We start from the raw sequence: 11,585 nt of genomic DNA on the forward strand, positions 1-11,585 counted from the left end.
TCACCGTGCCAATGATCATCAATCTGCCCGACACCGATACGCGGGTCATCGCCCGCCAGTTGGTGACCCTCCGGGAAAAGGGCGGCATCGTCACCACCGGCCGCGTGCTCACGCTCATCGTGCTCGCGCAGCGCGACGATGACCTGGAGACCATCATCAAGACGGTCAACAACGTCTCCCGCGAGCATCCGGCCCGCGTGCTGGTGCTCGTCGCCGGCGAGCCGCGGGGCGCCAACCGCCTCGACGCCGAGCTCCGGTTGGGCGGCGAAGCCGGTGCCGCGGAGGTCGTCGTCATGCATCTGGAAGGCGAGGTCGGGGCGCACCCGGAGGCCATCGTCACTCCCCTGCTGCTGCCGGACACCCCGGTGGTGGCGTGGTGGCCGTCGACGCCGCCGCAGGTGCCCGCGGCCACGCCGATCGGCCAGATCGCGCAGCGCCGCATCACGGACTCGCTGGCCGATCCGGACGTCAATGCGGTGTACACGCGCCGCACCGGCTACACGCCGGGTGATTCGGATCTCGCGTGGTCGCGCCTGACGGCGTGGCGCGGGGTGCTGGCGTCGGCGCTGGATTTCCCGCCGCACGGTGAGATCACCGCGGCCCGCATCGAAGGCCCCGGCGAGGACCCGTCCGTCGACGTCGCCGCCGGGTGGCTGGCCGATCGCCTCGCCGTTCCGGTGGTGCGCGTGGTCACGGACGAGCCGGAGGTCCCCGTCGACGCCGACGGCGACGCCAAGCCCCCGGTGACCAAGGTGGTGCTCACCCGCCATGGCGACGAGGGCGAGCCCACCGACGTCACCGTCGAGGTGGAGAACGCCTCCACCGCATGCGTGACCATCACGGGCCGGCCGCCGTTCAAGGTGGCCCTGTCGCGGCGCACCACCGTCGACTGCCTTGCCGAGGAGCTGCGCCACCTCGACCCCGACACCGCCTACGCCCGCGCGTTGCGCGGCTTGGGCCGCATCCGGCGCTTGACCGTCGAGCAGGCGGAGCAGGCCCGGCTTGACGACGGTGCCGGCGCGCTCGGTGCCACGCCCGCCAACCGGGCATTCCCCCGCGACCCCGAGGAGTCCCGCCGATGACGGCCACCCTGCCCGCCCCCGAATTTTCCCGCCACTCCGACCAGGACGCCCTGGTCGAGGCCGCCCGCGCCCGCTTCGTCGACGTCGTCGCCGAGGCGCAGGGCGCCGACGGCCTGGCGCGCATCGCGGTGACCGGCGGCGGCGCCGGCATCGGTCTGCTGGCCGCCCTGGCCGCCGATTCCGGTGACGTCGATTGGTCCCGGGTGATGGTCTTCTTCGGCGACGAACGCTTCGTCCCGGAGGAGTCCCCCGACCGCAACGTCGGGCAGGCCCGCGAGGCGCTGTTCGACCACGTGGACATCCCGGAGTCCTACATCTTTCCCATCGCCCCATCCGGCGGCGCCTACCTGGAGGACCCGGTCTGCGCCGCGGACGCCTACGCCGACATCCTGGCCATGCACGCGCCCGACGGCTTCGACCTGCACCTGCTCGGCATGGGCGGCGAAGGCCACGTCAACTCGCTGTTCCCCCACACGCCGGCGATCGCCGAGACCGAGCGCACCGTCGTGGAGGTCCGGGATTGCCCGAAGCCCCCGCCGACCCGCGTGTCCCTGACGCTGCCGGCCGTCAACGCCAGCCAGCGCGTGTGGCTGCTGGTCGCCGGCGAAGCCAAGGCGGAGGCCGTCAAGGCGATCGCCGACGGCGCCGACCCCGCCGAATGGCCCGCATCCGGAGTGCGCGGGAAGGCCGAGACCATCGTCTTCGTCGACGAAGCCGCGGCGTCGATGCTCTAGCAAAAAACGGAACCGGGGCCCGGGCGATGAACTCGCCCGGGCCCCGGTTCCTTGTCGCGGCGTTTACGCGCCTGACGCGCGATCTACCAGTTGAAAGCCTGGAACAGGCCCAGCAGCACGATCGACGCCAGCCACAGGATGGCGGTGATGATGGTGACGTAGTCCAGGTTCTTCTCCACGACGGTCGAACCCGACAGGTTCGACTGCATGCCGCCGCCGAACAAGCTCGACAGGCCACCGCCCTTGCCCTTGTGGAGCAGGACGAAAAGGGACATCAGCACGGAGGTGATGACCAGGACGATCTGGATGGCGAGGTACACGCGCACTTCCCTACGGTTCACGACGATTGTTGGGCAACTGCTGCGGGCCGGATGGCGACGAACGGCACCGGACCCGCGATCAACTGCCCAGGATACCGCACGGAGGGTACCCGGCGCAGACCGCGGTCCGGCGTTTCCGCCGCCGCTGTCCGGCTCGCACGTTATCCGGAGTTGCGCAGCGCCGTCGCCAAGCCATTCATGGTCAACTGGATGCCCCGGCGGACCTTGTCGCGGGAATCGCCGGCGCGGTATCGGCGCAGCATCTCCAGCTGGATGGCGTTGAGCGGCATCAGGTACGGGAACCGCATGTCCACCGAACGGGCCAGCAGCGGGTTGTCCTCCAGGAGCGTGGAATAGTCGGTGACCTTGAGGAACATCTCCAGGGTGAGCTCGTACTCCTCGCGGATGCGGCTGAAGATGCGGTCGGCGACCTCGCGATCGGACACCAGATCGGCGTAGAGCTTGGCCAGGTGCAGGTCCGACTTCGACATCACCTGCGCCATGTTCGACAGCACCGAATTGAAGAACGGCCAGGACTCGTTGAGCTCGCGCAGTTCGGCCAGGCGCGACCCGTCGGGGTCCTCGCCCACCCATTCGTTCAGCGCGGTGCCGACGCCGAACCAGCCCGGCACCATCGACCGCTGCTGCGACCAGGCCAGCACCCACGGAATCGCCCGGAGATCCGAGATCGACGTCGTTTGCTTGCGCGACGACGGCCGCGAACCGATGTTCAGGCTGCCGATCTCCCCGACGGGCGTCGAGGTCTCGAAGAATTCGATGAAACCGGGATCGTCGTGCATCAGCGCCGCGTAGGCGTCGCGCGACAGCTCCGAGATCTCCGACATCACGTCGTAGGCGCGGCCCTGATCGTCCAGGTCCTCGAGATCGAGCAGCGTCGACTCGATCGTCGCGGCGACCAGCGCCTCCAGGTTGCGGCGGGCGGTGACGGGGTGGCCGTACTTGGCCGAGATGATCTCGCCCTGCTCGGTGATGCGCACCGACCCCTGCACGGCGCCCTTCGGCTGCGCGAGGATGGCCTCGTAGGACGGTCCGCCGCCACGGCCCACCGTGCCGCCGCGGCCGTGGAAGAGGCGCAGACGCACGCCTTCCTCGCGGGCGACGGCGGCGATGGCGGTCTCCGCGTCGTAGAGCGCCCAGTTCGCGGCGAAGTAGCCGCCGTCCTTGTTCGAGTCGGAGTACCCGAGCATGACCTCCTGCAGATCGCCGCGCGACGCGACGTAGCGGCGATACAGCGGCACGTCCCACGCCTCGCGCAGCACCGAGGCGCCGGCCTGCAGGTCCTCGATGGTCTCGAACAGGGGGATCACGTCGACGGTTCCGCTGGGAGCCCCGTCCTCGACGGAGATCAGACCGACCTCCTTGAGCAGGATCATCGGCTCCAGCAGATCCGACACCGACGAGCACATCGAGATGATGCAGTGCGGCACGACTTCGGGGCCGTAGGCCTCGACGGCGTCGGCTGCGGCGCGCATGATGCCCAACTCACGGGCGGTGACCTCGGACAGCTCCACGCCCCGCGGTACCAGCGGGCGCGCCGACGTGAGTTCCCGGGTCAGGATCTCGACCCGGCGGCGCTCGGGCAGCGAACGATAGTCCTCGGCCACGCCGGACAGGCGGAAGAGCTCGGTGAGGATGTCCTCGTGGCTCTCCGAATTCTGGCGCAGATCCAGCGAGTACAGGTGGAAACCGAAGACGTCCGTGGCGCCCTGTATGTCGGCGAGACGATGGTCGGCGATGAGGTCGTCGTGGCTGCGGCGCAGCGACGCCTCGACGACGTCCAGATCGGCGCGCATCTCCTCCACGCTCGAGTATGGCTCATGGCAGGACCAGTCGCCCTCCACGACCGAGGCCCCCAACCGGGAAATGGCCGTCGCCGCGACGCGGCCGCGGATGCCGTGGACGGCGCGGCGGTACGGCTCGTCGACGCGGTTGGGCACGTCGTTCTGTCCGCGGTTGGCCAGTTCCACCAGATCGACGGACACCTGGGTGAGCCGATCGGAGAAGCTCAGCTCCCGCTCCAGGGAATGAAGCTGCTTGACGTAGTGGCGCAGGATCGTCCCCGCCGCGCGGTCGGTGGCGTAGCGGACGACGTCCTCGGTGACGTAGGGGTTGCCGTCGTGGTCGCCGCCGATCCACGAGCCCATGCGGACGACCGGGTTCTCCGGCACGTCGTCACCGCCGAGCTCGCGCATCATCGCCGCGACGTCGCGGTTGAGCTTCGGCACCGTCTCCAGCAGGGACAGCTGGTAGTAGCGCAGGCCGACCTCCACTTCGTCGCGGATGTCGGGCCGGTTCATGCGGATCAGGGCGGTTTGCCACAGCGTCATGATGCGCCGGCGGATCTCCAGGTCCAGCGCCTCGAGCTTGGCCTCGGTGCGGGCGGTGCGTGGGGCGTTGATCACCTCGTGCCGGGCGCGCATCGATGCGCCGATGTGCTTCTGCACGTCGAAGACCGTGCGGCGGCGCGTCTCCGTCGGATGCGCGGTGAGCACCGGCACGACCTCCGCAGACTCCATCATCGATCCGATCTCCGCGCCCGGGACGCGGGCATCGCGCAGCTTCGCCCACGTGGCCTCGAGCGAGGAATCGCGGGGCGCTTCGCCGGCGTCGAGGCCCTCCTCCACCAACCGCTCCTCGTGGAGATCCTCGGCGAGGTTCGCCAACAGCGCGAAGTGCGTGAACGCGCGGATGATCGGCGTCGCCTCCACCGGGTCGATGTCGCGGAACAGCGCGGTCAGCTCCCCGACCTCCGCCTCGCCCCGGTGGAGGCGAAACGCCGTGCGCCGGGCATTCTCCACCAGATTGAAGACCTCGTCGCCCTCCTGCTCGCGGATCACGTCGCCGAGGATCCGGCCCAGATGCCGGATGTCGTCGCGCAACGTTTCGTCGCTTGTTTTCCTCGTCGCCTGTTCCTGCATGTTCGCGTCTCCTGTACGTGACGTCGGTGTCCGTCGTGAAGCCGGACCGGAAGAAGCCGGCGCCCCGGATCAACGGGTGAACGTTGCCGGGGCGCCGGGCCGGGCCCGGTCGTCGGGCCTGGGTTGTTGGCCAGGTTATGTGACCTGGAAGTCGAGCCTGGTTACTTGACCGCGTCGGCGGCCAGGGCCGAGAGCTTGGCGAAGGCCTCGCCATCCAGCGACGCGCCGCCGACCAGGCCGCCGTCGACGTCCGGCTGGCCGACGATGTCGGCGACGTTCTCGGCCTTGACCGAGCCGCCGTAGAGGATGCGCATGTCCTTGGCCAGCTTCTCGCCGCCCAGCTCGGCGACGGTCTCGCGGATGGCCTTGCAGACCTCCTGCGCATCAGCCGACGAGGCGACCTTGCCGGTGCCGATGGCCCAGACCGGCTCGTAGGCGATGACGACCTTGGCCAGGTCCGCCTCCGACAGGCCTTCGAGGGATCCCTTGACCTGCTCGACGACGTGCTCGACGTGCTTCTCGGCCTCGCGGACCTCGAGCGGCTCGCCGACGCAGACGATCGGGGCCATGGAGGCCTTCAGCGCCGCCTTGGCCTTCTTGGCCACCAGCGCATCATCCTCGCCGTGCATTTCGCGGCGCTCGGAGTGGCCGACGACGACCCAGCGGCAGCCGAGCTTGGCCAGCATCGCGGCGGAGATCTCGCCGGTGTAGGCGCCGGACTCGTGGACGGAGACGTCCTGGGCGCCGTAGGTGACGGCCAGCTTGTCGCCCTCGACCAGCGTCTGCACGGACCGGATGTCGGTGAACGGCGGGATGACCGCCACGTCGACCTTGTCGTAGTACTCCTTCGGCAGGGCGAAGGCGAGCTTCTGCACGACGCCGATGGCCTCCAGATGGTTGAGGTTCATCTTCCAGTTGCCGGCGATGAGGGGCTTGCGAGCCATTGTGGGTGTCACTTCCTGAAGTGGTTTACGGGTGGAGATGGAGGGCCGGCGGGATGCCGCCGGCCCCGGGGCGCGTGCCGGTGCTAGGACTCGAGCACCTGGACGCCGGGCAGATCCTTGCCCTCGAGGTACTCGAGGGAGGCGCCGCCGCCGGTGGAGATGTGGCTGAAGCCGTCCTCGTCGAGGCCGAGCGTGCGCACGGCCGCGGCGGAGTCGCCGCCGCCGACGACGGAGAAGCAACCGTTGTCGCTGGTCGCGTCGATGATGGCCTGGGCGACGAAGCGCGTGCCGTTGGCGAACGCCTCCATCTCGAAGACGCCCATCGGGCCGTTCCAGAACACGGTCTTGGTCTCGGCCAGCTTCGCGGCGAAGGCCTTGGCGGAGTCGGGGCCGATGTCCAGGCCCATCCAGCCATCCGGGATGGCGTCGGCGGACACGACCTTGTGGTCGGCGTCCGCGGAGAACTCCGAGGCGACGACGACGTCGGTCGGCAGGACGATCTGGTCGCCGTAGCGGTCGAGCAGGTCCTTGCAGGTGTCGATCATCTCTTCCTGCAGCAGCGAGCCGCCCACCGAGTGGCCCTGGGCCGCGAGGAAGGTGAAGCACATGCCGCCGCCGATGATCAGGTAATCGACCTTCGGGGCCAGGGCCTCGATGACGCCGAGCTTGTCGGAGACCTTGGAACCGCCGAGCACCACCGCGTACGGCTTCTCGGGCGCCTCGCCGACCTTGCGCAGCACTTCGAGCTCGGACTGCACCAGGCCGCCGGCGTAGTGCGGCAGCTTCTTGGCCACGTCGTACACCGACGCCTGGGCGCGGTGGACCACGCCGAAGCCGTCGGAGACGAACGCGCCCTCGGGGACGAGGGCGGCGAGCTCGGCGGCGAAGGCCTCGCGCTCGGACTCGTCCTTGGAGGTCTCGCGGGCGTCGAAGCGGATGTTCTCCAGCAGCAGCACGTCGCCGTCGGTCAGGCCGTTGGCGCGCTCGTGGGCGTCCTCGCCCGAGACGTCGCCGGCGACCGCGACGTAGCGGTCGAGGCGCTCCGACAGGGCCTCGGCGACCGGGGCCAGCGAAAGCTCCGGGTTGACCTCGCCCTTGGGGCGGCCGAGGTGGGCGGTCACGACGACCTTCGCGCCGGCGTCGGACAGCGCCTTCAGAGTCGGCACCGAGGCGTCGATGCGGCCCGGGTCGGTGATGGAGCCGTCCTTGAGGGGGACGTTGAGGTCGGAGCGAACCAGGACGTAACGGCCCTCGACGCCCTCGTCGAGGAGATCCTGCAGGGTCTTGACGGTCATGACGGTGTCTTCTTTCGTTGTTCGAGCCGTTGCATATGCCCCAGGGCCGGGGTGTGCCCGCGGGCACACCCCGGCCCTGGGGTCGTGGGGGAAACGAAGAGCTTAGAGGCGCTCGCCGACGTAGACCGCGAGGTCGACGAGGCGGCAGGAGTAACCCCACTCGTTGTCGTACCAGGACACGACCTTGACCTGGTCGCCGATGACCTTGGTCAGCGGGGCGTCGAAGATGGAGGAACGGGAATCGCCCTCGATGTCCTTGGACACGATCGGCTCCTCGTTGTAGCCGAGGATGCCCTTGAGCTCCGCGGACTCCGAGGCCTCCTTGATCGCGGCGTTGACGGACTCGACCGAGACCTCCTTCTTCGCGGTGAAGGTCAGGTCGGTGACGGAGCCGGTCGGGACCGGGACGCGCAGCGCGTAGCCGTCCAGCAGGCCCTTCAGCTGCGGCAGGACCAGGGCGACGGCCTTGGCGGCACCGGTGGAGGTCGGGACGATGTTCAGTGCGGCGGCGCGGGCGCGGCGCAGATCCTTGTGCGGGGCGTCGTGCAGGCGCTGGTCACCGGTGTAGGCGTGAATGGTGGTCATCAGGCCACGCTCGATGCCGAACTTCTCGTCCAGCACCTTCGCCATCGGCGCGAGGCAGTTGGTGGTGCACGACGCGTTGGAGATGATGTTGTGCTTCTCCGGGTCGTAATCGGTGTGGTTCACGCCCATGACGAAGGTCGCGTCCTCGTTCTTCGCCGGAGCGGAGATGATGACCTTCTTGGCGCCGCCGTCGATGTGCGCCTTGGCGGCCTCGGCGTCGGTGAAGAAGCCGGTGGACTCGACGACGACGTCGACCCCGACCTCGCCCCAGCCCAGGTTCTTCGGGTCGCGCTCGGCCCAGACGGTCATGCGCTTGCCGTCGACGGTGATGGACTCGTCGTCGTAGGTCACCTCGGCGTCGAGCTTGCCCATGATCGAGTCGTACTTCAGCAGGTGGGCGAGCGTCTTGTTGTCGGTCAGGTCGTTGACCGCCACAACCTCGACGTCGGCGCCTTCCGCGATGATGGCGCGGAAGAAGTTGCGCCCGATGCGGCCGAAGCCGTTGATGCCTACACGAACCGTCACGATGATCTCCTCCAAAGGAATCGGCTAAAAATTGCCCTGCGGGCCCGGGATCCGGACCAACTGGTTCACCTTCGAATTGTACGTGCGGTTGCGCCGTCGCGCAGGGGTGGAATGTCCGGAATCTAGTGAGACGCCTCACCAACGGACATTCGGTGCCGGGAACATGCCCGTTTGGGCGTGATCCGGCTCATGGCGGACCTACTCCACGTCGTCCCCGTCGAAAAGCTCGTCCGTGACGACGGACGACGTATCGGGGATGCCCGTTTCGGCGGCCCGCCGATCCGCCATCGACAGCAGGCGGCGAATGCGCCCCGCCACGGCGTCCTTGGTCATCGGCGGATTGGCCAGCTGGCCGAGCTCCTCCAGCGACGCCTGGCGGTGCGCGACCCGCAGTTCACCGGCCGTGACCAGGTGCTCGGGGACATCCTCGCCGAGGATGTCCAGCGCACGCTCGACGCGGGCCGCCGCCACGACCGCCGCCCGGGCCGACCGGCGCAGGTTCGCGTCGTCGAAGTTGGCCAGGCGGTTCGCGGTGGCCCGGACCTCGCGGCGCATCCGCTGCTCCTCCCACTCCAGGCGGGTGGTCTGGGCGCCCATGCGGGTCAGCAGTGCGCCGATGGCCTCTCCGTCGCGGATGACCACGCGGTCTCCCCCGCGAGTTTCCTTGCTCTTGGCGGGGATGCCCAGGCGACGGGCGCAGCCGACCAGCGCCAGCGCGGCCTCCGGGCACGGGCACGTGACCTCGAGCGCCGACGATCGGCCCGGCTCCGTGAGCGAACCGTGGGCCAGGAACGCGCCGCGCCATGCGGCTTCGGCGTCGAGGATGGTGCCGCCGATGACCTTCGGCGGCAAGCCCCGCACCGGCCGGCCCGCGCGGTCGACCAGCCCGGTGCGGCGGGCCAGATCCTCCCCGCCCTCGGCGACGCGGACGATGTAGCGCGACGTCTTGCGCAGGCCACCCGGGCTGAGCACCTGCAGTTCCGGCTCATGGCCGAACAGGGAATCGATCATGCCCCGCAGACGGCGGGCGACGGCGCCGGAGTCCAGCTCCGCTTCGACGACGATGCGCCCGGCGACGAGGTGCAGGCCACCGGCGAACCGCAGAATGGCCGCGACCTCCGCCGACTGTGCGCTCTCCTGGCTCACCGGCACGCGCGCGAGCTCGTCCTTCACCTTGGGCGTCAACGCCATTGCCGCACTCTCCTCACATCGGCGATCGGTTCGCCATGGGGCTGGAGTTTAGCGGCCCCGTTCAGCGGGGAAGCAACTCCCCCAGCGCTGCGGCGACCTTGACCGGGTCGTGGCGTTCTGTCCACCCGCCTTCGGCGTCGATCTCGCGGACGTCGGCGTAGACCACTTCCGCCGACAGCGTCGCCGCCGCCCGCTCCAGGTAGCTGCGCTCCGAGGCTCCGCCGATGGTCGATTCGTCGACGAGGATCTTGTCCAGCGTCAGGTCCGGGGCGTGCTGGGTGAGCATGTGCACGTGGCGTTCCGACGAAAAGCCGGCGGTCTCCCCCGGTTCGGAGGACAGGTTGAGCACCACCACCCGCTGCGCCGAGGTGTCGCGCAGGGCCCCGACCAGTTCGGGCACCTGCAGATGCGGCAGCACCGAGGTGAACCAGGAACCCGGGCCGAGCGTGACCATGTCCGCGGACATGATAGCTTCCACCGCATCGGGCGTGGCCGGCGGATTGTCGGGGATGAGGCGGATGCGGCGAACCTGCCCGGGCGTCGTCGCCACCGCGACCTGGCCGCGGACGGGACGCACGACGCGCGCGTCGTCCTCGAGCCCCACCACCTCCGCCTCGATGTCCAGGGGGCGCGGGGACATGGGCAGCACCCGGCCGCAGATGCCCAGCAGCGACCCGATCTCGTCGAGCGCCCGGACTTCGTCGTCGAGGACGCTGGTCAGCCCGGCGATGATCAGGTTGCCCACCGCGTGGCCGGCCAGCGCGCCCGTGCCGCCGAAGCGGTGCTGGAGCACGTCCTCCCACAGCCGGCCCCGCTCGTCGTCGGCGGACAGGGCCGCCAGCGCCATGCGCAGGTCGCCCGGGGGAATCCGGCCCAGCTCGCGGCGCAGGCGCCCGGACGACCCTCCGTCGTCGGCGACGGTGACCACGGCGGTGACCTCGTCGGCGATCCGGCGGACGGCGCGCAGCGTGGCGAACAGGCCGTGGCCTCCGCCGAGGCTCGTGATGGCGGTCATGGGATGGGACTCCTCTGGTGTCGAATGGGGTGGCCGGGGCGGGCGGTGGCGGCTGCCCGGTCAGTCCCTTTCGATGTCGCGGTGGATGACGTTGACGTCGATGCCGTTGAATTCGCCGAGCCTGCGGCCGAGCGCCTCGGACATGGCCACGCTGCGGTGGTGGCCGCCGGTGCAGCCGATGGCGATGGACATGTGGTTCTTGCCTTCGCGCCGGTAGCCCGGGAGGATCACCGAGATCAGCTGTTCGACGGTATCGAGCCACCGGGGCGCGTCGTCCTGCGAGAGGACGAATTCCGACACCGGCTGATCGGTCCCGCGCCCGGACCGCAGCCCCGGCACCCAGTACGGGTTCGGGAGGAAGCGGACGTCGAGGAGGAGATCGGCGTCGCGCGGGGCGCCGTGCTTGAAGCCGAAGGACTGGATGGTCACGCGCTGGCCGCGCGACGACGGGTCCGAGAAATGGACTTCCAGCGCTCGCCGCAGATCGTGCACCGACATCTTGCTGGTGTCGAGGACCAGGTCCGACATCGCCTTTATCCCGGCGAGCATGCGCCGCTCGCGCTGGATGCCCTGCGTCAGGGTGCCGGATTCCTGCAGCGGGTGGGTGCGCCGGACGGAGTCGTAGCGTGCGATCAACGTGTCGTCGTCGGCGTCGAAAAAGATGACCATGGGCCGGCGGCCGGATTCGTGCAGCCGGTCGAGGACGTCGCCGAGCGAGCCCGCGAAGGCTCGAGACCGGACGTCGGTGACGATCGCCAGCCGTTCCACGGGCGAGTCCGCCTCGAAGGACAGCTCGACCATGCGCATGATCAACTCCGGCGGCAGGTTGTCGGCGACGTACCAGCCCATTTCCTCGAGGACGGCCGCGGCGGTGTTGCGGCCGGATCCGGACATTCCCGTGATCAGGACCAGTGACGTGTCGGGTTCCGCGGCTCCGGCGTTGGCGTTGGTCATG

The 11,585-nt window shown here is 69.5% G+C and carries 10 protein-coding genes; 2 read left to right on the forward strand and 8 right to left on the reverse strand.

Going from position 1 to position 11,585, the window contains the following annotated elements; all coding sequences use genetic code 11:
• Positions 1-11: 11 nt before the first annotated feature.
• Positions 12-1,082, forward strand: a complete 1,071-nt coding sequence (locus CX1_RS10720; RefSeq protein WP_046650939.1) for a glucose-6-phosphate dehydrogenase assembly protein OpcA — start codon at positions 12-14, stop codon at positions 1,080-1,082.
• On the forward strand, positions 1,079-1,816 hold the full coding sequence (gene pgl / locus CX1_RS10725; protein WP_060925664.1) for a 6-phosphogluconolactonase: 738 nt from the start codon (positions 1,079-1,081) through the stop codon (positions 1,814-1,816). The genes CX1_RS10720 and pgl overlap by 4 nt, the downstream gene beginning before the upstream one ends.
• Positions 1,817-1,899: 83 nt before the next feature.
• On the opposite strand, the gene secG is transcribed toward pgl, so the two are convergent.
• The 8 genes from secG to rapZ form a co-directional block, all read right to left on the reverse strand.
• Complete coding sequence (secG, locus tag CX1_RS10730) at positions 1,900-2,136, reverse strand: preprotein translocase subunit SecG (RefSeq protein ID WP_046650954.1); 237 nt, start codon at positions 2,134-2,136, stop codon at positions 1,900-1,902.
• A gap of 161 nt (positions 2,137-2,297) precedes the next feature.
• Positions 2,298-5,075 carry a phosphoenolpyruvate carboxylase gene (gene ppc / locus CX1_RS10735; protein WP_046650936.1) on the reverse strand — a complete coding sequence of 926 codons (2,778 nt, stop codon included), beginning with the start codon at positions 5,073-5,075 and terminating at the stop codon, positions 2,298-2,300.
• Positions 5,076-5,236: 161 nt separating this feature from the next.
• Positions 5,237-6,019, reverse strand: coding sequence for a triose-phosphate isomerase (gene tpiA / locus CX1_RS10740; protein ID WP_046650934.1), 783 nt, complete (start codon positions 6,017-6,019; stop codon positions 5,237-5,239).
• Between the two features lie 83 nt (positions 6,020-6,102).
• A complete protein-coding gene (locus CX1_RS10745) occupies positions 6,103-7,314 on the reverse strand; it encodes a phosphoglycerate kinase (RefSeq protein WP_060925665.1) in 1,212 nt (403 codons plus the stop codon).
• Between the two features lie 102 nt (positions 7,315-7,416).
• A complete protein-coding gene (gene gap, locus CX1_RS10750; RefSeq protein ID WP_060925678.1) occupies positions 7,417-8,424 on the reverse strand; it encodes a type I glyceraldehyde-3-phosphate dehydrogenase in 1,008 nt (335 codons plus the stop codon).
• A 198-nt stretch (positions 8,425-8,622) separates the two neighbouring features.
• Positions 8,623-9,615 (reverse strand): DNA-binding protein WhiA, encoded by a 993-nt coding sequence (gene whiA, locus CX1_RS10755; RefSeq protein WP_060925666.1) that lies wholly within the window; start codon positions 9,613-9,615, stop codon positions 8,623-8,625.
• Positions 9,616-9,676: 61 nt separating this feature from the next.
• Complete coding sequence (locus CX1_RS10760) at positions 9,677-10,630, reverse strand: gluconeogenesis factor YvcK family protein (protein ID WP_060925667.1); 954 nt, start codon at positions 10,628-10,630, stop codon at positions 9,677-9,679.
• 60 nt (positions 10,631-10,690) lie between these two features.
• Positions 10,691-11,584 carry an RNase adapter RapZ gene (gene rapZ / locus CX1_RS10765; protein WP_046650932.1) on the reverse strand — a complete coding sequence of 298 codons (894 nt, stop codon included), beginning with the start codon at positions 11,582-11,584 and terminating at the stop codon, positions 10,691-10,693.
• Position 11,585: the final 1 nt, after the last annotated feature.

The sequence above is a fragment of the Corynebacterium xerosis NBRC 16721 = ATCC 373 genome, assembly GCF_001552415.1.
Taxonomy (GTDB): domain Bacteria; phylum Actinomycetota; class Actinomycetes; order Mycobacteriales; family Mycobacteriaceae; genus Corynebacterium; species Corynebacterium xerosis.

Bases quoted from the DNA above. Each gene is read 5' to 3' on its own strand.
- CX1_RS10720 (WP_046650939.1), top strand. From the start codon at position 12: ATGATCATCAATCTGCCCGACACCGATACGCGGGTCATCGCCCGCCAG.
- pgl (WP_060925664.1), top strand. From the start codon at position 1,079: ATGACGGCCACCCTGCCCGCCCCCGAATTTTCCCGCCACTCCGACCAG.
- ppc (WP_046650936.1), bottom strand. From the start codon at position 5,075: ATGCAGGAACAGGCGACGAGGAAAACAAGCGACGAAACGTTGCGCGAC.
- tpiA (WP_046650934.1), bottom strand. From the start codon at position 6,019: ATGGCTCGCAAGCCCCTCATCGCCGGCAACTGGAAGATGAACCTCAAC.
- CX1_RS10745 (WP_060925665.1), bottom strand. From the start codon at position 7,314: ATGACCGTCAAGACCCTGCAGGATCTCCTCGACGAGGGCGTCGAGGGC.
- whiA (WP_060925666.1), bottom strand. From the start codon at position 9,615: ATGGCGTTGACGCCCAAGGTGAAGGACGAGCTCGCGCGCGTGCCGGTG.
- CX1_RS10760 (WP_060925667.1), bottom strand. From the start codon at position 10,630: ATGACCGCCATCACGAGCCTCGGCGGAGGCCACGGCCTGTTCGCCACG.
- rapZ (WP_046650932.1), bottom strand. From the start codon at position 11,584: ATGACCAACGCCAACGCCGGAGCCGCGGAACCCGACACGTCACTGGTC.